The sequence below is a fragment of the Streptomyces sp. NPDC056580 genome, from assembly GCF_042793175.1.
GTDB lineage: Bacteria > Actinomycetota > Actinomycetes > Streptomycetales > Streptomycetaceae > Streptomyces.
On record NZ_JBHTVE010000006.1, the window covers coordinates 47,274 to 68,757 of the forward strand.

Annotated in this window: 19 protein-coding genes and 2 pseudogenes; 8 read left to right on the forward strand and 13 right to left on the reverse strand. The window is 73.6% G+C overall.

The window, feature by feature from the left end; all coding sequences use genetic code 11:
* Positions 1-14: 14 nt before the first annotated feature.
* Positions 15-494, reverse strand: a complete 480-nt coding sequence (locus ACFQ9Z_RS14005) for an SRPBCC family protein (protein ID WP_383015957.1) — start codon at positions 492-494, stop codon at positions 15-17.
* Between the two features lie 158 nt (positions 495-652).
* Positions 653-1,840, reverse strand: a complete 1,188-nt coding sequence (locus ACFQ9Z_RS14010) for an acyltransferase family protein (RefSeq protein ID WP_383015960.1) — start codon at positions 1,838-1,840, stop codon at positions 653-655.
* A gap of 452 nt (positions 1,841-2,292) precedes the next feature.
* Here ACFQ9Z_RS14010 and ACFQ9Z_RS14015 point away from each other — a divergent pair, with 452 nt between their 5' ends.
* From ACFQ9Z_RS14015 to ACFQ9Z_RS14025, 3 genes are all read left to right on the forward strand, one after another.
* Positions 2,293-2,730, forward strand: a complete 438-nt coding sequence (locus ACFQ9Z_RS14015) for a Fur family transcriptional regulator (RefSeq protein WP_383015962.1) — start codon at positions 2,293-2,295, stop codon at positions 2,728-2,730.
* A gap of 57 nt (positions 2,731-2,787) precedes the next feature.
* Positions 2,788-5,019 carry a catalase/peroxidase HPI gene (gene katG, locus ACFQ9Z_RS14020; protein WP_383015965.1) on the forward strand — a complete coding sequence of 744 codons (2,232 nt, stop codon included), beginning with the start codon at positions 2,788-2,790 and terminating at the stop codon, positions 5,017-5,019.
* A gap of 262 nt (positions 5,020-5,281) precedes the next feature.
* A complete protein-coding gene (locus tag ACFQ9Z_RS14025) occupies positions 5,282-5,884 on the forward strand; it encodes a hypothetical protein (RefSeq protein ID WP_383015969.1) in 603 nt (200 codons plus the stop codon).
* A 46-nt stretch (positions 5,885-5,930) separates the two neighbouring features.
* Here the strand turns inward: ACFQ9Z_RS14025 and ACFQ9Z_RS14030 are convergent, their stop codons facing one another.
* Both ACFQ9Z_RS14030 and ACFQ9Z_RS14035 read right to left on the reverse strand, forming a co-directional pair.
* Positions 5,931-6,866, reverse strand: coding sequence for a serine hydrolase (locus tag ACFQ9Z_RS14030; RefSeq protein ID WP_383015972.1), 936 nt, complete (start codon positions 6,864-6,866; stop codon positions 5,931-5,933).
* Positions 6,863-7,855 (reverse strand): LysR family transcriptional regulator, encoded by a 993-nt coding sequence (locus ACFQ9Z_RS14035; RefSeq protein WP_383015975.1) that lies wholly within the window; start codon positions 7,853-7,855, stop codon positions 6,863-6,865. The genes ACFQ9Z_RS14030 and ACFQ9Z_RS14035 overlap by 4 nt, the downstream gene beginning before the upstream one ends.
* 136 nt (positions 7,856-7,991) lie before the next feature.
* On the opposite strand from ACFQ9Z_RS14035, the gene bla reads away from it, so the two are divergent.
* The 4 genes and pseudogenes from bla to ACFQ9Z_RS14055 all read left to right on the forward strand — a co-directional run bounded on the left by bla (position 7,992) and on the right by ACFQ9Z_RS14055 (position 10,692).
* Entirely contained in the window at positions 7,992-8,912 is a 921-nt protein-coding gene (gene bla, locus ACFQ9Z_RS14040; RefSeq protein ID WP_383015978.1) for a class A beta-lactamase, read from the forward strand.
* Positions 8,913-8,969: 57 nt separating this feature from the next.
* A pseudogene (locus ACFQ9Z_RS14045) lies at positions 8,970-9,326 on the forward strand (right-handed parallel beta-helix repeat-containing protein); the annotation flags it as partial.
* 172 nt (positions 9,327-9,498) lie between these two features.
* Complete coding sequence (locus ACFQ9Z_RS14050) at positions 9,499-9,675, forward strand: hypothetical protein (RefSeq protein WP_383015981.1); 177 nt, start codon at positions 9,499-9,501, stop codon at positions 9,673-9,675.
* 126 nt (positions 9,676-9,801) lie between these two features.
* Positions 9,802-10,692: an SDR family oxidoreductase gene (locus tag ACFQ9Z_RS14055; RefSeq protein ID WP_383015984.1), complete on the forward strand. Its 891-nt coding sequence runs from the start codon at positions 9,802-9,804 to the stop codon at positions 10,690-10,692.
* A 26-nt stretch (positions 10,693-10,718) separates the two neighbouring features.
* Here the strand turns inward: ACFQ9Z_RS14055 and ACFQ9Z_RS14060 are convergent, their stop codons facing one another.
* From ACFQ9Z_RS14060 to mdlC, 9 genes and pseudogenes are all read right to left on the reverse strand, one after another.
* Positions 10,719-11,738 (reverse strand): aminoglycoside phosphotransferase family protein, encoded by a 1,020-nt coding sequence (locus ACFQ9Z_RS14060; protein WP_383015987.1) that lies wholly within the window; start codon positions 11,736-11,738, stop codon positions 10,719-10,721.
* Positions 11,739-11,786: 48 nt separating this feature from the next.
* Positions 11,787-11,879 (reverse strand): annotated as a pseudogene (locus ACFQ9Z_RS14065).
* Between the two features lie 137 nt (positions 11,880-12,016).
* Positions 12,017-12,778, reverse strand: a complete 762-nt coding sequence (locus tag ACFQ9Z_RS14070) for a polysaccharide deacetylase family protein (RefSeq protein WP_383015990.1) — start codon at positions 12,776-12,778, stop codon at positions 12,017-12,019.
* A 191-nt stretch (positions 12,779-12,969) separates the two neighbouring features.
* A complete protein-coding gene (locus ACFQ9Z_RS14075; RefSeq protein WP_383015993.1) occupies positions 12,970-13,362 on the reverse strand; it encodes a RidA family protein in 393 nt (130 codons plus the stop codon).
* Between the two features lie 64 nt (positions 13,363-13,426).
* On the reverse strand, positions 13,427-14,197 hold the full coding sequence (locus tag ACFQ9Z_RS14080) for an isoprenyl transferase (RefSeq protein WP_383015996.1): 771 nt from the start codon (positions 14,195-14,197) through the stop codon (positions 13,427-13,429).
* 216 nt (positions 14,198-14,413) lie between these two features.
* Positions 14,414-15,667, reverse strand: coding sequence for a PP2C family protein-serine/threonine phosphatase (locus tag ACFQ9Z_RS14085; protein WP_383015999.1), 1,254 nt, complete (start codon positions 15,665-15,667; stop codon positions 14,414-14,416).
* A gap of 155 nt (positions 15,668-15,822) precedes the next feature.
* Entirely contained in the window at positions 15,823-17,112 is a 1,290-nt protein-coding gene (locus tag ACFQ9Z_RS14090; RefSeq protein ID WP_383016002.1) for an MFS transporter, read from the reverse strand.
* A 96-nt stretch (positions 17,113-17,208) separates the two neighbouring features.
* Entirely contained in the window at positions 17,209-18,663 is a 1,455-nt protein-coding gene (locus ACFQ9Z_RS14095; RefSeq protein WP_383016005.1) for an aldehyde dehydrogenase family protein, read from the reverse strand.
* Between the two features lie 71 nt (positions 18,664-18,734).
* Positions 18,735-20,315, reverse strand: a complete 1,581-nt coding sequence (gene mdlC / locus ACFQ9Z_RS14100; protein ID WP_383016008.1) for a benzoylformate decarboxylase — start codon at positions 20,313-20,315, stop codon at positions 18,735-18,737.
* 98 nt (positions 20,316-20,413) lie between these two features.
* Between mdlC and ACFQ9Z_RS14105 the strand changes: the two genes are divergently transcribed.
* Positions 20,414-21,349: a LysR substrate-binding domain-containing protein gene (locus ACFQ9Z_RS14105; RefSeq protein WP_383016011.1), complete on the forward strand. Its 936-nt coding sequence runs from the start codon at positions 20,414-20,416 to the stop codon at positions 21,347-21,349.
* Positions 21,350-21,484 lie beyond the last annotated feature (135 nt).

Here is a 21,484-nt window from a genome sequence, read left to right on the forward strand (position 1 = left end):
GCGCGTGCGACGGATCAGTACGTCCCGCCGCCGCCCGGGCCGCCCACCTCGCCGCGCCACGCGCCCGTCTCCAGGCCGCCGCGCCGCTCGATGAACTCCTTGAACCGGTGCAGGTCCCCGGAGACCCGCCGCTTGACGACGCCGAGCTTGTCACCCACCTTCTCGGTCACGCCCTCCGGCTCGAACTCGAGCTGCAGCATGACCTTGGTGGTGGAGTCGTCGATGCGGTGGAACGTGACGACGCCGGCCTGCTTCGCCTCGCCGTCCACAGTGGTCCAGGCGACCCGCTCGTCGGGCTGCTGCTCGGTGATCGCCGCGTCGAACTCCCGGCGTACCCCACCGACGTTGGTCACCCAGTGGGTGAGGGTGTCGCTGCGCTGCTCGATGCGCTCCACCCCCTCCATGAACTCCGGGAACGTCTCGAACTGGGTCCACTGGTTGTACGCGGTGCGCACCGGGACGCCGACCCGCACGGATTCCTCGACCTGCGACATACAGGAACACCTCTCGTTCTCGTCGGCTGTACGAGAGACCGGGTTCCTCTTTGCCGCCGGGTCATGCCTGCGAACCGGCACACGGACGACCGGCCGGGCTGCACGGGCCGCCGCGAGCGGCGGCGCGCAGGCGAGCGAGGGAAGCACGCGGCCAGCCGTCAGTCCCGCGCCGGCGCCGCGGTCTCCCGAACGCCGGGGACCGGCTCGGGCCGCTCCCGCGACGGGCGGCCCGCACCCCGGCGGCGCAGCAGCAGGCGCCTCGCGGGCCGCTCCACCGCTTCGTACAGCACCCAGGCCAGCGCCAGCGACACGCTGAAGGCGACCGCCGTCACCGCCAGGCCGGCGAGCAGACCGAAGTGCGGCTTGGTGCCCAGCAGTTGGGTGCCCGCGCGCAGGACCAGCAGGTGGATCATGTAGAAGGCGAACGACAGTTCCCCGAGTCGCACCAGCCGCCGGCGCCGCCACAACGACGGCAGTCCGCGCAGGTCCGCGACGGCCGCGGCCGGGATGAGCAGCGCGAACCCGGCGATGGTGCAGACGGTGGCGGAGTAGCCGGGCGTCACCTGCGGCACCAGGAAGTAGCCGATGACGGCCAGGGCCAGCGAGGCCTCCAGCCCGGGCCCGCGCCACCGGCCGAGCAGCACCAGCCGGGCCGTGACGGCGCCGAGCACGAACTCCGGGAGCCGGGCCGCGGGCATCGAGTACAGGGCCTGCTCCGTCCAGTGGTGGGCGTCCGCCCGGGCCAGGACCAGCACGGCCGCCACCGACAGCACCCCCAGCGCGGTCGCGCCGCGGGGGCCCAGCCGGCGCAGCAGCAGGAACAGCAGCGGGAAGGCGGCGTAGAAGAACGCCTCGCAGGCCAGCGACCAGCTCACCGGGTTCAGCGTCTGCCACCAGGGACGCCACCACGAGTGCACCAGCAGGACGTTGGACAGCGCCTGCCCGGAGGTCGGTCTCGGCTGGCGGGGCAGTGCGTAGGCCATGAGCAGGGCGAGGCCCAGGGTGACCAGGTGCACGGGGTAGACACGGGCGATCCGCCGCCGCCAGAAGGCCGGCGCGCGGTCCTGGGGGCGGGCGGACCACGTCAGTACGAAACCGGACAGCACGAAGAAGAAGGACACGCCCGTGGCGCCCGCCCCGAATCCCCACAGGACGAGACGGCCGGGCTCGCCCCCGAAGTAGCCGAAGTTGTTCACGTGCAGTCCGAAGACCAGCAGCGCCGCGACCCAGCGCAGCCCGGTCAGGGACGGCAGGGCGGGGGCGGCGGCCGGCGGGGCGGAGCCCGCCCTGTCGTCGCCGGTTCGTGCGGGCGGCGTCCGGGTCGTCCGGGGCGTCGCCGTCGTCATCACATCACCTGCCGCAGGAGGGTTGCGTGGGGCATAAAGGGGAACATTGCCCGGTCGCCCCTTTCCACTCACCTCGCGTTGCGAACATCACACTGCTGCCGAACGACCGGGTCCGCCGTATGCCACGGCCGGCCGCACCCGCGCGTCCTTACGAGTGAAAAGCCCCGCTCCCGGGCGTCCCGGTCCTCGTGAGCGGGGCGGCGGGGGCGCTCCGGACGCCTGCGCCGCGACGCGGTGATCCGTCCCGCCGGCCCCGCGCTCACCCGTCCGGAGGACCCGTCGGCCCGGTGCCCCGTCCGGGTGGACCGTGCGGCCACATGATGCGTTCACACGGCGCCTCAGGCGATGCCGGGCCAGGCCACGCACGGGCGGACACCGGGTGCCGGCGGGAGGCCAGAATTGCATCCTTCGTTTTATTGAACCCTTCGTGTTTACAGGGGTAGGTTCGGCCCATGACCGCATCCGGTACTCCGAGCACCGCCGAGGAACTGCGCGGGTCCGGCCTGCGCGTGACGGCGGCCCGCGTCGCGCTGCTGGAGACAGTCCGTGCGGGTGACCACCTCGGCGTCGAGGCGATCGCTTCCGGGGTCCGTGACCGCGTGGGCCACATTTCGCTGCAAGCCGTCTACGAGGCACTGCACGCGCTGACCGCGGCGGGCCTCATACGGCGGATCGAACCGGCCGGGAGCCCGGCCCGGTTCGAAGGACGCGTCGGCGACAACCACCACCACATCGTGTGCCGGTCGTGCGGTGCGCTCGCCGACGTCGACTGCGCGGTGGGCGAGGCGCCCTGTCTGACCGCGTCCGACGACCGCGGCTTCTCGATCGACGAGGCCGAGGTCGTCTACTGGGGCACCTGCCCGGGCTGTTCCACCGGCCGCATCGCCTGAGTTCCCGAGTTCCAGAGTTGCTGAGCACAGAGTTCCGTTCCATTCGGAAGGATTGCCATGACTGAGAACCACGACGCGATCGTCACTGACGCGAATTCGGAGGAGCCGAGCGGCGGCTGCCCCGTCGCGCACGGGCGAGCCCTGCACCCGACCCAGGGTGGTGGCAACCGTCAGTGGTGGCCGGAGCGGCTCAACCTGAAGATCCTTGCCAAGAACCCGGCGGTCGCCAACCCGCTGGGCGCGGACTTCGACTACGCCGAGGCGTTCAAGTCCCTGGACCTTCCGGCCGTGAAGCAGGACATCCTGGAGGTGCTCACCACCTCCCAGGACTGGTGGCCGGCGGACTTCGGCCACTACGGCCCCTTCATCATCCGGATGGCCTGGCACAGCGCGGGCACCTACCGCATCAGCGACGGCCGCGGCGGCGCCGGCGCCGGTCAGCAGCGCTTCGCCCCGCTGAACAGCTGGCCGGACAACGCCAACCTGGACAAGGCCCGCCGCCTGCTGTGGCCGGTGAAGAAGAAGTACGGCCAGAGCCTGTCCTGGGCCGACCTGCTGGTCCTGTCCGGCAACGTCGCCCTGGAGTCCATGGGCTTCGAGACCTTCGGCTTCGCCGGCGGCCGCGAGGACGTGTGGGAGCCGGAGGAGGACGTCTACTGGGGTCCGGAGACCACCTGGCTCGACGACAAGCGCTACACCGGCGACCGCGAGCTGGAGAACCCGCTCGGCGCCGTCCAGATGGGCCTGATCTACGTCAACCCGGAGGGCCCCAACGGCAACCCGGACCCGATCGCCGCGGCCCGCGACATCCGTGAGACGTTCCGCCGCATGGCGATGAACGACGAGGAGACCGTCGCCCTGATCGCCGGCGGCCACACCTTCGGCAAGACCCACGGCGCCGGCCCCGCCGACCACGTCGGCCCCGACCCGGAGGCCGCCGGCTTCGAGGAGCAGGGCCTGGGCTGGCGCAGCAGCTACGGCACCGGCAAGGGCGCCGACACCATCACCTCAGGCCTCGAGGTCACCTGGACCTCCACGCCCACCCGCTGGAGCAACGGCTTCTTCGACAACCTCTTCGGCTACGAGTGGGAGCTGACCGAGTCCCCGGCCGGCGCCAAGCAGTGGAAGCCGAAGGACGGCGCGGGCGAGGGCACCGTCCCGCACGCCCACGACTCCTCGAAGAAGATCGCCCCGTCGATGCTCACCACCGACCTGGCGCTGCGCTTCGACCCGATCTACGAGCCGATCTCCCGCCGCTTCCACGAGAACCCGCAGGAGTTCGCGGACGCCTTCGCCCGCGCCTGGTACAAGCTGACCCACCGCGACATGGGCCCGAAGTCGCTCTACCTCGGCCCGGAGGTTCCGCAGGAGACCCTGCTCTGGCAGGACCCGCTGCCGGAGCGCGAGGGCGAGGCGATCGACGACGCCGACATCGCGGCCCTCAAGGCCAAGCTGCTCGACTCGGGCCTGACCGTCTCCCAGCTCGTCACCACCGCCTGGGCGTCCGCCTCCACCTTCCGCGGCAGCGACAAGCGCGGCGGCGCCAACGGCGCCCGCATCCGCCTCGAGCCGCAGCGCGGCTGGGAGGTCAACCAGCCCGACCAGCTCGCGCTGGTGCTGCGCACCCTGGAGAGCGTCCAGCAGGAGTTCAACGCCTCCGCCGGCGGCAAGCACGTCTCCCTCGCCGACCTCATCGTCCTCGGCGGCGCCGCGGCCGTGGAGAAGGCCGCGAAGGAAGGCGGCTTCCAGGTCGAGGTGCCCTTCACGCCGGGCCGGGTCGACGCCGGCGAGGAGCACACCGACGCCGAGTCCTTCGAGGCGCTGGAGCCGACCGCCGACGGCTTCCGCAACTACCTCGGCAAGGGCAACCGCCTGCCGGCCGAGTTCCTGCTGCTGGACCGGGCCAACCTGCTGACGCTGAGCGCCCCCGAGATGACCGTGCTGGTCGGCGGTCTGCGGGTGCTGGGCGTGGGCTCCGAGGGCTCGCAGCTCGGCATCTTCACCAGGACGCCCGGCTCGCTGACGAACGACTTCTTCGTCAACCTGCTCGACCTGGGCACGACGTGGTCGGCGACCACCGAGGACCAGACCACGTTCGAGGGCCGGGACGCCGCCACGGGCGAGGTGAAGTGGGCCGGCAGCCGCGCCGACCTGGTGTTCGGCTCGAACTCCGAGCTGCGCGCGCTCGCCGAGGTCTACGCCGCTGACGACGCGAAGGAGAAGTTCGTGAAGGACTTCGTCGCCGCCTGGGACAAGGTCATGAACCTGGACCGGTTCGACCTGGCCTGACCGGCCCACCGAGGGGCGTCCGGCCCCGGCCCGCACGGGCCGGGGCCGGACGCCCCTCGCCGTGTGCCGGGCGGAACCGCCGACCGCGTGGAGCGGGGCCGCCCGCGCCTCGGAGCCGAGGACCGTCCCCGGTACTGCGTTCGGGGCGGCCGGGGTGCACGATGGTGAGGTGGCGATTCGGATCCCGATCCGGATCCTCCGAACGCCGAGCGGACCCGCGCGTGGCACGCGGCCGCCGGCAGGCGAGAGGAGGCGGCGGCCGATGACTCGGACACCTCCCACTACGGTGACACGGGACCGGCTGTGGCGCTGGCGGCACAACCCGCTGCGCCGGCACAGCGACCTCGTCGAGGCGTGGGTCGTGCTCGTCACCTGGTCCCTCGCCCTGCTGGGCGCGGCCCTGGGGGGCTGGGCGGCGGCGCACTCCGTGGACTCGACGCTGACCGCACGGCGGGCCCAGGTGCACGCCGTCTCCGCGGTCCTCACCGACGGCGCCGTGAAGACCCCGGCCGCCGGCAGCGGCTACGACGACGGCCGGGTCTGGGCCACGGCCCGCTGGACGGGCCCGGACGGCAAGGTGCACATGGACCGGGCGAAGGTCCTGCCCGGCGCTCCGGCCGGCTCCCAGGTCACGGTGTGGACGGACCGCACCGGTCGGGCGGTGCCCGCGCCCGCCTCCGCGGCCGAGGCCATGCTGCAGACGGTCCTGACCGGCGCCCTGGTCGCCCAGGTCGCCGGCACGACGGTCTGGGCCGGCGGCTGGCTGGTCCGCAACGCGCTGGTGCGGCGCCGGCTGGCCGAGTGGGACGAGGAGTGGAAGCGCGTCGGGCCCGAGTGGCGCAACTACAGCGGCGGCCGGGGCTGACCGGTCCCCGCGGCCCGCTTCCCGCCCGCCCCGGCTTCCCGGCGCCTCACCCGCGCAACGCCTCGAACGCCTGCCGTGCGCCGATCCCGATCGCCAGGTCGATGTCCGGCGCCTGCGCCGCCCGCCGGTCCGCCCGGGTGAGGGCGGCCACGGCCACCCGGGTCCCGCAGTCCGCCTCGATCACGCCGATCTCGTGCCGAAGGTGAAGGAACGTCCCCGTCTTCCCGCTCAGCCGCAGACTGTCGGCGCGCAGTTCGCTCGCCAGCCGCTGGGTGAAGACCTGATGGCCCATCAGCCGTCTGAGCTCGGCCGTGGCCCCAGGGTGCGCCACCTCGTCGCGCCACACCCGCCGCAGCAGGTCGACCAGCGCCGAGGCGGTGCCGAGATTGGCGTGCGCCGGGTCCAGCGTCTCGATGGTGTGCCGTCCCGCCCGCTCGTCGCGGACGGCCAGTTCCAGCGCGAGGGAGAAGTCGTTGCCCGCGGCGCCGGCTGCGCACTCGTACATGTGGTTCATCCGGTGCCGCACCCGGATGCCGGCGCAGCCCCAGGAGCGCAGCCGGGCGTCGACGTCGGCCACCGGCACCAGGTCGAACAGCGCGTCGGCGGCGGCGTTGTCGCTCACCGAGAGCATCAGCAGGAGCAGGTCGCCGACGGCGACCGTGACGGGATGGCGGAACGCGGCGATACCGGTCGGGCCGACGCTGCTGGTGGCCGGGTCGACCGTCACCGGCTGGGCCGGGTCGAGGCCGCCCTCCGCGATCAGGTCCAGCACGACCAGGGCGAGCGGCACCTTCACCACGGACGCCAGGGGGACGGGCTCCTCGGTGTCGAAGCCGAGCCGGTCGCCGGTGTCGATGTCGCGGGCGAGGAACGAGCCCCGGACGCCGAGCGCCGCCCAGTCCTGGGCGATCGCCTCGGCGACGTCCAGCAGGGGGCCGTCGCCGCAGACCTGGGGCGCCCGGTGGGCCGCGTCCCAGGTCATCCGCGGGCCGCCAGCCGGGAGGCGGCGTCCGCGGACCCGGGCCGCCGCGCGGCGCGCGCACCCGTCGAGGCGCCGGCCGCCGCGGCCAGTGCCGCTGACAGCCACTGCGGTACGTCGCCGCTTTGCTGACGCGGGGTGCCCCGCACCTCGTACCCCCGGTGCAGCGCGGCGTCGGCGAGCGGCGCCCAGTCGGCCCCGTGTCGCCGCGCGAACGGCTCGTCGCACAGCAGCACCGCCCGGCCCGCCAGCGTCTCGGCGAGCGCGGTGGCCGCCGGCCCGGCCGGCCGGACCAGTTGCTCGGGCAGTCCGGAGCGGGCCGCCGCGCGCCCCAGTCTGTCGCGCGCGTACGGCACGTCGTCCTCCGCCAGGGTCAGGATCGGCAGGGGAGCGGTCCGCGCGCCGGTGGCGGGGCCGAGGCGGCGTGGCCGCAGGTCCTCCAGGTGGACCGGGCGTCCGCGGGCGCCGCCCGGGGCGGCGTGCGCCGGCCGTCCGGCGTCCGGGGGCGGCGCGGAGGCCAGGCCGAGCGGCACCCGGTACGCGGCGTGCTCCGGCGGGACGCGCTGCAGCGCGAACGCGAGCGAGCCGTCCGCCAGCCGGGCCTCCCGCTCCTGGGGCGGCAGTTCGCGCACGCCGAGCGTGCTGCCGCGTTCCGCCCCGGCGCGGATGACCCGGGCCAGCTCCGCCGGCGCACAGTCGGCGGGCACCCCCACGATCCGGACCTGGGCCCGCTGGGCCGACCGGGCGGCCTGGTCGAGCCGCTGGGCCCGGTCCAGGACGTCCCGCGCGTAGGGGAGCAGCAGCATGCCCAGCTCGGTCGTGGCGACCTGCCGCCGGGAGCGGTCGAACAGCAGGCCGCCGAAGCGGGACTCCAGCGTCTTGATGCGGCGACTGAGCAGCGGCTGGGCGATCCCGAGCCGGTCGGCGGCGCGCGAGAAGCTCGTCTCGTCCACGGTGGCGACGTACGCCTCGAGGTGTGCGAGCAGATCCATCCAGCAGTCATATCAATTGGGTATGGGCACTTCAAAGTTGACTCTTGGACATGGGCGGAGTCCTGCTGTTTCGCTGTCCCCGTCGAAGATCCACCGACCGACATCCGGTCACCGACGACCTGGGAGGACTCCGCACATGACCAGTGCCGACCCGATGCCGCGCCGCCGCCTGTTCCAGACCGGTCTCGCCCTCACCGCCGCCGCCGCGGTGGCCCCCGCCCTGGCCTCCGCACCCGCCTCGGCAGCCCCGGACGCCGAAACCGTAGACCTCGGAAAGGAGTTCAGCGATCTCGAGCTGCGTTACGGCGCACGGCTCGGTGTCTACGCCCGCAACACGCGCACCGGCCGGACCGCGGCCTACCGCGCCGGGGAGCCGTTCGCGATGTGCTCGACGTTCAAGGCGTTCGCCGCCGCGGCCGTGCTGCGCGACCACGCCGGCTGCGCGCCCCTGGACAAGGTGATCCACTACCCGGGGCGGGACATCCTCGACAACTCGCAGTACTCCGACGACCACCTGGCAACGGGGATGACGGTGGGCGAGGCGTGCGCCGCCGCGATCCAGTTCAGCGACAACACCGCCGGGAACCTGCTGCTGCGTCAGATCGGCGGTCCGCAGGGGCTCACCCGGTTCTTCCGGTCGCTCGGTGACCGGGTGAGCCGGCTCGACCGCTGGGAGACCGACCTGAACACCGCCGTCCCCGGCGACCCTCGGGACACCAGCACACCGCGAGCCCTCGGGGAGAGCTTCGAGCGGCTGACCCTCGGGCGGGCCCTGGCCCGCGCCGACCGCGAGCAGCTCGTCACCTGGCTGAAGGGCAACACCACCAGCAGCCAGCGGTTCGGCGCCGGACTGCCCCCGGGCTGGGTCCTCGCGGACAAGACCGGCACCGGGTCCTACGCGACCGCCAACGACATCGGCGTCGCCTGGACGACCCGGCAGACGCCCGTGCTGCTCACCGTGCTGTCCACGAAGGACACCGAGGACGCGCCCGTCGACAACGGGCTGATCCGCAGAGCGGCCGAGGTGCTGGCCGCCGCTCTGGCTCCCGGCGAGTAGGGCGGCCGGGCTCTCTCAGCGCCGAAGTCGAGGACCTCGCCCGGGCAGGCGCTCAGCGACGGCGTCGCGGTCGACCACGTGGTCCGGCACGGCATCGCCTACCGCGACGGCCACCACGGGTTCACCTGCAACGGCAACCCCGGTTCGATGCAGATCGCCGGCAACGTCGGCATCGACAACGCCGAGCGCGACTACTCGTTCGACAAGGGCACCTCGGTGTTCCGGAGCTCCACCTCCCGCGGCTTCTCCAGCGGCGGGTCCAACGACAAGACGGTCGGTGACGCGGACGGCCCCAACCAGTTCTGGACCGGCGCCGACGGCTCCCGGTGCGCGTCCTGCTCCGGCGCCCTCGGCTGGTCCTTCGCCTCGGACGGCAGCCTCGTGGTGACCTTCGGCGGCCAGGTCGTCACTCCCTGGCCGGCCCACGCCGGCCGGGGCGCACGCAGCACGGGGGAGTCCGCCCCGGCCGGCGACGGCGATTTTCCGCTACCGCTAGTAACGTGATGATCTTCTCCGCGGGTGTTACCCGCCAGTCAACTTCGCACGTCCGAGGGGCGTGCTCTGCCCGGAGAAGTCCATGTCGTCCATGTCTTCTGAAGCCTTCGAGAACGCGCGCCTGACGTACGAGCACCACATGCAAACGTGCCGCCAGTGCCGCGCCGACACCGTGCCCTGCGCGGTGTCCAAGCACCTGCTGCGCATCTGCAACAACGCCCGCAGGGAGCTGCTGCGCACCCCGGAGCACCGGGCCGCCCAGACCTGAGCGCACCGGGGGGCGGGTACGGCCGGGGCCGGCGGTTCAACGTTCTCGCAGGCAGGGGGCTTGCGGCGGGGATGATCGGGGAACTCGGGCGGCTGTCCCGCCCGCCCGATACCACGGAGGCCAGACGTGACCGCCGAACAGAGCCCGCAGCCCGACCCGACCACCCGGCACGCCCGCCCGGACTTCCCCTCCCAGGACCAGCCGCACCCAGGCTGGACCGGCCCGATGGACCCCCCGCCGGACCACGGCGAGGACTCCTACCGGGGCGCCGACCGCCTCCGCGGCTTCAAGACCGTGATCACGGGCGGTGACTCCGGCATCGGCCGCGCGGTGGCCCTGGCCTTCGCCCGCGAGGGCGCGGACGTGCTGTTCACCCACCTCGCCGAGGAGGCGGACGACGCGCGTGAGACGGCCCGGCTCGTCGAGGACGCGGGCCGCAAGGCGGTCGCCGTGTCCTGCGACATCAGGGACGAGGACAACTGCCGCGCGCTGATCGGGCGGGCGGTCGACGAGTTCGGGCACATCGACGTCCTCGTGAACAACGCCGCCTACCAGATGTCCCAGCCGGACGGCATCGAGGCGATCAGCACCGAGCAGTTCGACCGGGTGATGCGGACGAACCTCTACGGCATGTTCTGGCTCACCAAGTTCGCCCTTCCGCACATCCCGGCCGGGGGCAGCGTCATCAACACCACCTCCGTCCAGGCGTACAAGCCGAGCCCGCACCTGCTCGACTACGCCATGAGCAAGGGAGCGATCGTCACCTTCACGCAGGGTCTGGCCCAGATGGTCGCCGAGCGCGGCATCCGGGTCAACGCGGTGGCGCCCGGCCCCGTGTGGACGCCGCTGATCCCGGCGACGATGCCCGACACGGCCGAGTTCGGCAAGCAGAGCCCGCTCGGCCGCCCGGCCCAGCCCGCCGAACTCGCCCCGGCCTACGTGTACCTGGCCTCGGACCAGGCGAGCTTCGTCACGGCCGAGATCCTCAACGCGACCGGCGGCACCCCGCTGCCCTGACCGGGGCGGCACGTCAGTCGCCCCGGCTACAGCGGGGGCTCCTCGGCGAGTTCCAGCAGCGAGCGGGCGCTCCGCGCCGTGAGGGGAGCGGCCGCGGCGGCGGACGGGAACAGGCGGCCCCAGGCGCGGGCCCGGCCCAGGGCGCTCAGCCGCCAGGCGAGGTCCACCGCGCGCCGGAGTTCCGCCGCCGTGCGGCCGGCTCCCGTCCACGGCTCCAGGTAGGCGTCGCGCAGCCGCGGCAGCACGTCCGGCCCGTACCGGTCCGAGGCCCTGCGGGCCGGGACCCGCAGACTGCAGAACGGGTGGGAGACGGCCGCGTCGCCCCAGTCGAAGAAGGTGAACCGGCCGGGTGCCGGGTTGAACAACTGGCCGTCGTGCAGGTCGACATGGTCGAGCGAGTCGGGCACGCCCAGGGCCGCGAGTTCGCCGCACCAGTCCTCCAGCCGGGGCCTGAGCGCCGTCAGCCGGGCGCGTTCGTCCGGCCGCAGCGCCGGGCTGCCGGCCACCGACTCGTCGAAGACGCGCGGGAGTTCCGCGGTGCGGGCACTCGGTACGCCCAGCCGCTCCAGTTCCCGCACGCGGGGGAGCAGTTCGCGCTGCATGCTCGCGTACTGGCGCAGCAGGCCCTCCCAGGCCTCCGGCCCGACCGGCTCCCGCTGGAGCACGTCCCTGAAGAGGGCGCCCCCGTCGGGCAGCAGCGACCAGCCGCGGCCGGCGTCGACCGCCAGCGGGGCCAGCACGTGCCGCGGCACCCAGCGGGCCAGCGCGGCGGTGAGGGCGCCCTCGAAGGCGCTGGACGGCGGGTTCGCCTTGAACCAGACGGCCCCCCGGCCCGTGGCGGCCCCGTGGTCCGCCACGGGCACCCGGACCAGCACGGACCACGGCCGCAGCCGTACCCGGAGGGCGCCGGACACGCGCAGCCCGTGAGCGGTGAGCCCGTCCGCCACCCAGCCGAGGGCCGCACGGCGCCAGCCCTCCCGCTCCCAGGGGGTCGGCGCGTCCGGGTACCCGCCCCGGTCCACGGTCGTCGGCGCCACATCCTGCATCCGGCCATCCCAGCAGGGCGCGTGTGCGGTCGCCAGCGGTTTTCCCGGCGGAGAGGGCAGGATTCGAACCTGCGTGGACCCAAGGGGTCCGACCTCGAGACGTGCTCATGGTCCCCGATCAGCCGCTCCGGGCACCTCTCCCTGTTCCCGGCCCGGTCTCCCGCGCCGTTCACAGGCACAACAGTTACAGGGGCCGCTGACGGCGCGGTGACACCGGGCTGACACCGGGCCGGCCGGCACCGGCGCCCCGCGCGCCGGCCGACTCGCCCCCGTTCAGGTCAGCGCACCGGGAAGCCGAAGGAGTAGCCCTGCTGCTTCAGCCAGGGGAGCAGGGTCCGCAGGGCGGCCACCGTCTGCGAGCGGTCGCCGCCGGCGTCGTGGAAGAGCAGGGTGGGGCCGTTGGGCAGTTCCCGCTGGACGGTGGCGACGATGGCCTCGGCGCCGGGCCGCTCGAAGTCCTTGGAGTCGACGTTCCAGCCGAGCGGCCGCATGCCGTGGGAGGCCGCGAGGTGCCGGCTGTAGGGGGTGAAGGCGCCGCCGGGGGCGCGGTAGTACATCGGGTGCACACCGCCGGACGCCTTGGTGATCTGGCGTTCGGCGTTGACGATCTGCTCGGACTGGTAGGACTGCGGCTTCTTGTCCATCGTGGTGTCGTGCGACACCGTGTGGTCGCACAGCCGGTGCCCGGCCGCCACCACCTGCTCGACCAGGTCCGGGTGGGCCTCGGCCTGCGGCCCGACCATGCAGAAGGTCGCCTTCACGCCGTTGTCCCGCAGCACCCGCAGCACCTGCGGGGTCCAGGCCGGGTCCGGGCCGTCGTCGATGGTGATGTTGACCGCGTGCTCGCCGCCGTCGGAGGCGTGGACGATGCCGGCGGCGACCGGGGCGGCCTTCCGGACGGCGGGCTTCGCCACGGCCTGCTGCCCGCCCGCGGGACCGGCCTGCGCGGTCCACACCGAGGTCGCGGCGGCCACCGCCGTCACCCCGAGCGCCGCCGCGACCACCCGGCCGTACCATCCCCGCCCGCCGTGCCGTGCCATGTCCCGCCCCGTTCCTGCCGTGTCGGTGTCCCCGTGCACCTGACAGGACGGGCGGGGGCGGCCGGAGGCTCCCGCTGTTACCGATCAAGGACAATTCCGGGGTGCTTCCGGGACAACGAGGAAACGCCAGGTGGGCAACGGCCGTCCGCCGCCCGGGTGACCGGTCCGTCCCCACCCGGTCCGACGATCCGTCACACAGCGGACGGGCGGCGCGCGTACACCTCGATCTCGATCCTCATGCGGGGGTCTGCCAGGCCGCACACGAGCATCGTCGCGGCCGGGCGGACCTCGCCGAAGGCCCGCCGCAGCACCGGCCAGCACGGCTCGAAGTCCGCGCGCTCGGGCAGGAGATAGCGCACCCGCACCACATCGGGGAAGCCGCAGCCGGCCGCGGCCAGCGCGGCCTCTATGTTGCGCAGGCACTGTTCGGCCTGCGCCACCACGTCCTCGGAGATGGTCATCGTGGTGTAGTCGAACCCGGTCGTCCCGGACACGTGCACCAGGTCGCCGTCCACCACGGCGCGGGCGTAGCCGATCTGCTCCTCGAAGGCGGAACCGCTGAGGATCGCGCGTCGCTCTGTCATGCGCCGCACGCTAGGCGACCAGGGCCGGACGGTCCAACGACGGCCCGGGCGCGGCCGAGTCGGGTCAGCGGCCGTAGCGGCGGTCCCGGTCCGCGTACGAACGCAGGGCGCGCAGCAGGTCGATCTGGCGGAAGGCCGGCCACAGGACGTCGACGAAGTGCACCTCCGCATAGGCGGACTGCCACAACAGGAAGCCGGACAGCCGCTGTTCGCCGGAGGTGCGGATGATGAAGTCGGTGTCGTGACCGGCCGGCGAGTACAGGTTGTCGCTGATGTGCTCCAGGTCGAACTCCGCGGCCAGGTCCCGGGGATCGCCGCCCGCGCCGATGTGCTTGTCGAAGGCCGCCCGGACGGCGTCGACGATCTCCCGGCGGCCGCCGTAGCCCACGGCGACGTCGACCTTGAGCCCGCCCCGGCCGACGGTGCCCGACGCGGCCTCCTTCAGCACGCGGGCGGTGTTCCCGGGCAGCAGGTCCAGGGCGCCGATGATCTCGATCTCCCAGGGCTCCCCGGGAGCGCAGATCCGCTGGACCGTCTCCTCGATTATGCCGAGCAGCGGGCCGAGTTCGTCGGCGGGCCGGTGGAGGTTGTCGTCGGACAGCATCCACAGCGTGACGTGGCTGATCCCGGCGTCGGTGCACCAGTGCAGGAAGTCCGTGACCTTGGCGCCGCCGACGCGGTAGCCCTCGCGGACGTCGCTGTGTCCCGCGCCCCGGGCCCAGCGGCGGTTGCCGTCCAGCATGATCGCCACGTGCCGCGGCCGGGGCAGGCCCTCCAGCTTGCGGTTCAGGCGCCGTACGTAGACCGCTTCCAACGCCGCACGCAAGGCCTTCATCGCCACACCGACATCCTTTCTCCGGGTCGTGTCAGAGGGGGAAACGATAGTGCCACGCCCGCCCTTGGACACACCGCGCGAGCCCGGCGCAGCGTTCCCGCACGCCAACGCGCTCGCGGGGTACGGACGGTCCGCGTTCCGCCGCGGCGCGGGCCCGGACCGCTGTCCCGACGCTGCCCTGAACCGGCGCCCGTGCCGCGCGTCCCGGCGGCGCCCTCACAGCCGGACGACGACCAGGGCGACGTCGTCCCGGCCGCCCCCCGCCACCCCCAGTCTGTTCAGCAGCGTGTCCGCGAGCCGCTCGGCGCCCAGGCTGCCGCACTCCACCAGCGCCCCCTTCAGCCGGTCGATCCCGGCGTCGATGTCCTCCTTGCGGCGTTCGATGAGCCCGTCGGTGTACAGCACCAGGGTGTCGCCGGGCGTGTACTGGATGCTGGCCTGGGGCCGCGGCACGTGTATGGGCCGGGCGCCGAGCGGCGGGTCGGTGGCGAGGTCGAGCAGTTCCATGCGGCCGTCCGGGTGCGCCAGCACGGGCGGCGGGTGCCCGGCACAGCTGTAGGTGATGAGCTGGCTGCGCCGGTCGACGATCGCCTTCACCGCCGTCGTGCCCAGGGCCCCCTCGATCGAGCGGGCGTACAGCCCCAGCACCTCAAGGGCCTGCGCGGGCCGCTCCAGGGCCCGGATGGCCGCCGACAGCGCGCTGCGCAGCATGCCCATCACCGCGGCGGCCTCCAGGCCGTGCCCGATGACGTCGCCGACCGCCACGGCGAGCCGGTCCGGCGGGATGTCGACCACGTCGTACCAGTCCCCGCACACGTTGAGCGAACCGATCGCGGGCAGGTAGCGCACCGCCACGTCGTGCGGATGGTGGGCGAGGTCGGGCGCGTACAGCATGGCCTCCTGCAACGTCACCGCGACCGCGCGTTCCCTGGTGTTGGCCTGCCGCAGCTCCTCGTTCAGCCGCTGCAGCTCCCGCGCCCGGACGTACAGTTCGGCCTCCAGCGTCTGCGCGGCCTCCAGGGGCATGCCGACCCGGATCCGGGTGGGGTCACCGGCCTGGTAGGCCTTGACGAAGGCGGTCACGTCCTCGACCCGGTGGATGATCCACGCCACCTGCCCGTCCGGCCCCAGCACGGGGGTGTTCACGGGGGACCACCAGCGCTCCTCGAACTCCCCCGGCCGGCGCACGACGGGGATGTCGTACTTCTGCAGCGCCATCGTGTCCTGCTCGCGGGTGGACAGCACCCGGTGCAGTGAGGCGCCGAGGTTGCGCGTCCCGTCGGCCTCCGGGTCGTTCGGGTTGTCCGGGAACGCCTGGAAGACGTGCTGCCCGATCAGGTCGTCCCGGGTCCGCCCGGTCGCCTCCAGGTACGCCCGGTTGACGTCCACGATCACCAGGTCCGCACCCAGGACGAGGTACGGGCTCGGGGTGGCGGCGAACAGCGCCGCGTGATCGACCTCCGCCGGCATCCTCCGCTCCCTGTCCAGTGGTGGCCTGCACACCCAGGCTGCACCAGCCGGACGCGTCCCGCTCTCCCAGCGGCACGGGCCGGACACGACCGCGGCACGGGCCGTGTCCGGCCCGTGCCGCGGTCGTACGGTGCGGACGCGCGCCCGCGGGCCGGTCAGACGGCCGGCTGGACGGCCTCCGCCTCGGCCGGCCCGGCAGCGGCGGCGGGGGCCCGGCCCGGCAGCGTGAGCACGGCCAAGAAGCCGAGGACGGCCACGGCGGCGAAGAAGTAGAAGCCCCACGGGTGACCGACCCCGGCGGCGACCAGGGCGCCGGTGATCGTCGGGCCGACGATCGACCCCATGCGGCCGATGCCGGAGGCCGAGCCGAGGGCGGTGCCGCGGACGGCGGCCGGGTAGAAGCCGGTCACGTAGGCGTAGACGAGCACCTGCGCCGAGAAGACGAACACACCCGTCAGGAAGACCACGGTGTCGAGCAGCAGGTCGCTGTGCATCCTGACGCTGAGGCAGGCCAGCATCACCACCGAGACCGCGAACCAGCCGAGGGTGACCGGCTTGATGCCCCGCCGGTCGGCGACGAAGCCGCCCAGCACCAGCCCGGCCACGCCGCCGGCGTTGAGGATCAGGAGCTGGGTGACGGCCGTGGGGACGGGGTAGCCGGCCTCGTTCATCAGCTTGGGCAGCCAGGTGTTGAGGCCGTAGACCAGCAGCAGGCCCATGAAGGAGGCGACCCAGATGCCGATGCCCGCCCGCAGGTAGGCCGGCTTGAGCAGCTCGGTGAACGGCACGCGCTGGGACCCGGTGGCCTCGCGGGCGCGCACGAACGCCTCCGACTCCGGCAGCCGGAACCACTGGACGACCGCCACCACGAGCCCGGCCGCGCCGAGGACGTAGAAGAGCACCTGCCAGTTGTCGGTCACCTGCAGTGCCAGCAGCGAGGTGATCACGGCGCCGGTGTGGTAGCCGGTCATCGTCAGCGTGCTGGCGCGTGCCCGGCGTCTGGCGGGCATGTGCTCGGCCATCATCGTCAGCGACACCGGCATGCAGGCGCCGAGACCCACCCCGGCGATCAGCCGCAGCACGGCGAACATCGCCACCGAGGAGGCGAGCGGGACCAGCAGGGTGAAGACGGAGAACAGCACCACGGACCCGATGAGCAGCAGACGCCGTCCGAGCCGGTCGGCGAGCGGACCGACCAGCACCGCGCCGATGGCGACGCCGACCAGCGAGAGCGTGGCGATGGTGGTGGCGTCCCCGGCGGTGATGCCGAGGTGCTTGGTCTTGATCAGGGTCGGGATGATGGCGCCGAGGACGACGAGGTCGTACCCCTCGAGCATGACGGTGATCCAGCACAGGACCACCGTCCAGACGTTGCGGCCGGCGGCGCCGGTGCCCGCGGAGGTGTTGGACGCGTCGGACGCGTCGGAAGAGACGACGGATGTCATGGAGACATTCCCCCCAGAGCGGCTACGGGAGACGGAGGTGGGCGAGCGGAGGCCGGTGCGCCGGCGCGGAGGTCCGGCGGGACCGGCACACGGGGATCAGAACGGGTAGTCGGCTATGTCCGGCCGTACGGTGACCCACTGGGTCTCGGTGAAGGCCTCGATGTTGGCGGCGGCTCCGCCGAACCGGGACCCGGTGCCGGACGCCTTGACCCCGCCGAACGGGGCGTGCGGCTCGTCGGCGACCGTCTGCTCGTTGATGTGGATCTTGCCGGAGTCGATCCGGTCGGCGAGCTTCATCGCCGTGCCCACGTCACCGAGGATGCCGACGGAGAGCCCGTACTCGCAGTCGTTGACGATCCGCGCGGCCTCCTCGGGCGTGGAGAAGCCGATGACGGGCGCAACCGGACCGAAGATCTCCTCGCGCCAGGCCGGCATGTCCGGGGTGAGGCCGGTCAGCACGGTGGCGCGGTACCCGGCGCCCACGATCTCGCCGCCCGCGGCCAGCTTCGCGCCCGCCGCCACGCTCTCGGTGACGATGCCGTGCACCCGCTCGAGCTGCCGCCGGTCGATGATCGGGCCCAGCGCCACGTCCTCCCGGGCCGGGTCGCCCACGGGCAGCGCGTCCGCCTTCGCGGCAAGCACCGCCGCGTACTCCTCGAGCAGCGACTCGTGCACGATGTGGCGGCCGGTCGTCATGCAGATCTGCCCCTGGTGCAGGTACGAGCCGAACGCGCCGGCCGCGGCCGCCTTGCGCACGTCCGCGCCCGGCAGCACCACCAGGGCGTTGTTGCCGCCGAGTTCGAGGTGGGCCCGCTTGAGCAGCCGGCCCGCCTGCTCGCCGATCGCCCGGCCGACCGGGGTGGAGCCGGTGAAGGAGACGACCCGCACCTCGGGCGCCTCGACGACGGCCCGGCCGACCGACGCGTCGCCCGGGAGCAGATGCAGCAGGCCCGGGGGCAGCCCGGCCTCCTCGAAGACGCGGGCGATGACGACGCCGCCGCTCACCGCGGTGCGCGGGTCCGGCTTCAGCAGGACCGCGTTGCCCAGGGCCAGCGCGGGCGCCACCGAGCGCAGCCCGAGGATGAGCGGGAAGTTGAACGGCGCGATCACGCTGACGACACCGGCCGGCCGGCGCCGGGCGAACGACCAGCGGGCCTCCTCGGAGGCCAGCACCTCGCCCTGCGGGTGCGTCGGCAGCGCCGCGCACTCGAAGCACTCGCCCAGGGCCAGCCCCACTTCGAACGACGCCTTGGAGCGCACCGAACCGGCCTCGCGCACCAGCCAGTCCTCGATCTCGGCGGCGTGCTCGGTGAACAGCTCGCCGGCGCGGCGCAGCACGGCCGCCCGTTCCGCGGCCGGGGTGGCCGCCCAGGTCCGCTGGGCCTCGGCGGCCCGGGCCGCGGCCCGGGCTACGTCCTCGGCGGTGGCCAGGCCCACGGTGCCGAGCCGGTCCCCGGTCGCGGGCTCGGTCACCGGCCGCCCGGCGGCGGCGTCCCGCCAGCCGTCGCTGTGGAACTTCTCGCCCCAGACGGCGCTGTCCAGGAATGTCATCGGTTTCCCTTCCGCCGCCTGTCGGGCGGCGAGTTCTCTGAGAGGGGTTCGGGCGTTCGGGCGGGGGGTGGTCAGGAGGGCGTCGTCAGCGCGGTGTCGACCTGGACGAGCCGGGGTCCGTCCGGCCGCTCGGCCAGCACGGCCCGCAGCTCGTCCGCGCCGCCGACGTGCCGGGCCGGCACCCCGTAGCCCTCCGCGATGCGGGTGAAGTCCAGGCCCGGGATGTCCAGGCCCGGCGCGTCCGGCACGCCGAGCAGACCGCTGAACCAGCGCAGCGCCCCGTACGTCCCGTTGCGCAGCAGCACCACGGTGAGCGGGACCCGGTGCCGCGCGGCGGTCCACAGGGCGGTGATGCCGTAGTTGGCCGAGCCGTCCCCGATCACACCGACGACCGGGCGGCCGGGCTGGGCCATGGCGACCCCGACCGCGCCGGGCAGCCCGAAGCCGAGGCCGCCGGCCGCCGGGAAGTAGTACGAGCCGGGCTCGCGCAGGTCCATCTGGCGCCACCACGCGGCGTTCGTCGACGTCGACTCCACGACGTAGGCGGTGTCGCCGGGCAGCTCGTCCCGCAGGGCCGCGAACACCTGCTCGGGGTGCAGGCGCGGCCCTTCGGCGGACGCCGGCTCGGGCGCCGGACGGAACGCGCCCGTGGGCGCCGCGGGCGCGTCCAGCGCCTTCAGCAGCAGCTCGATCACCGCAGCCGGATCGGCCACCAGCGCCTCGCCCATCGGCGCCCGCGCCGCGGCCGGGGCGTCCTCGGTCACCTGGATCAGCCGGGTGCCCTCCGGCAGGTACCGTCCGGGAAGGTACTCGTGGTACCGGAACACCGGGGCGCCGAGCACCAGCACCAGGTCGTGGCCCTCGAAGGCCCGGGACACCGGCTCGATGCCGGCCGGCAGCACCCCGCGGAACAGCGGGTGGCGGTTGGGGAACGGCAGCCGGAACTGCGACGGCGCCGCCCACACCGGACCGCCCAGCCGCTCGGCGAGGCGCACCGCGTCGTGGAAGAGCCCGGCCGAGTCGATGTCGCCGCCCAGCACCAGTGCCGGCCGCCGCGCCGCCGCGACCGCCTCGGCCAGCCGGCGGCCCTGCTCCCCGCCGGGCACGCCCGCCCGCTCCACCCGGCGGTCCAGCACCGCCAGGGAGTTCTCGCCCGCGTCGGCCGCCCAGTCGTCGTACGGCACGGAGAGGTAGGTGGGCCGCCGCTGCAGTCCAGCCTCGAAGACCGCCTGGGCGAGCGCGCGCGGCACGTCCTGCGCGCACGCCGGCTCGGCGGCCCAGCCGACCAGCGGCCGCATCAGCGCGGAGGCGTCGACGTTGGCGAGGTTGGCCTCCGGCCCGATGGCCGGCCGCACCTGCTGGCCGGCCACGACCACCAGGGGCGTGCGCGAGGCCACCGCGTTCGTCAGCGCGCCCATGGCGTTGCCGGAGCCGGACGCGGCGTGCAGGTTGACCAGGACGGGACGGCCGGTCGCCTGGGCGTAGCCGTCGGCCATGCCCACCACGGCCCCCTCGTGCAGGCCCAGGACGTAGCGGAACCCGTCCGGGAGGTCGGCGAGGAAGGGCAGCTCGTTGGAGCCGGGGTTGCCGAAGACGGTGGTGAGCCCCTGACGACGCAGGAACTCATGGGCGACATGACGCACGGATGGCACGGGTGCTGTTCCCTTCGGAAGTGACGCAGCACACGCTAAGGAGCTGGCGACATGGTCACCAATAGATGTTGCCCGGCCGCGATATAGACTCCGTCGATATGAGCAGCTTCGACCTGAACCTCGCCCGCGTCTTCGTGCTGCTCTACGAGACCGGCAGCGTCACGGCCACCGCCGAGACCCTGCACGTCACCCAGCCGACCGTCAGCTACAGCCTGGGCAAGCTGCGCCGCCACTTCGGCGACGAGCTCTTCCGCCGCACCGGCCGCGGCCTCACCCCCACCGCCGGCGCCCGCCGCCTGTACGAGCCGCTGCAGCGCGCCCTCGCCGACATCGACGGGGCGATCCGCCAGTCCGACGACTTCGACCCCGCGGCCATGGGCGGCCGCTTCACCGTCTCCTTCTCCGACCTGGGCGAGGTGACGCTGCTGCCGCGCCTGGTGGCGGCCGCGCGCGAGCGCGCGCCCCGGGTGTCGTTCGCCGTGCGCTCCCTTGACGTGGACGACGCCGAGAGCCAGCTCCGCCGCGGCGAACTCGACGCCTTCGTGGCCACACCGGTGCTGACCTCGCACCGCACCGTGCGCATCCCGCTGTTCCACGAGCGCTACGTCGGCGTGGTCGCCGCCGACCATCCGCGCATCCGCGGCGCCGGCGTCACCCTGGCCCAACTGGCCGCCGAGCAGCACGCGTCGGTGTACGGGCCCAGCGGGCACGTCGCGCCCAGGTCGCTGCTCGCCGCCCACGGGCTGCTGGACCGCCTGGCCGTGGACGCCACCCGCTTCTCGGTGCTGCCGTACCTGCTGGAGCGGACCGACCTGATCGCGATCGTCCCCGAGTACGTCGGCGAGGTGTTCACCGCCTCCCACCGGCTGCGGCTGGTCCGGCTGCCGTTCGACACCGAGCCGATCGAGATCGCGCTCTACGCCCGCCACGAGGCGTCCCGCAGTCCTTCGCAGCGCTGGCTGGTCCAGTTCATGGCCGAGGTCCTGGGCGAGCTGGTCAGCCCCGCGCAACTGCCGCCTACCGCCATCCGGTAGGGCGCTCACCTCTGGCGGTGCGGTGCCTCTCGCGCACCGTGGAGGTCAGGCTGGTCGGGGCCGGTGGTGGACATGGACATCGACCGGGACGAGGCCCGTGACCGGATGCGGCGGGAAGTCACCGACGTGCTCGGC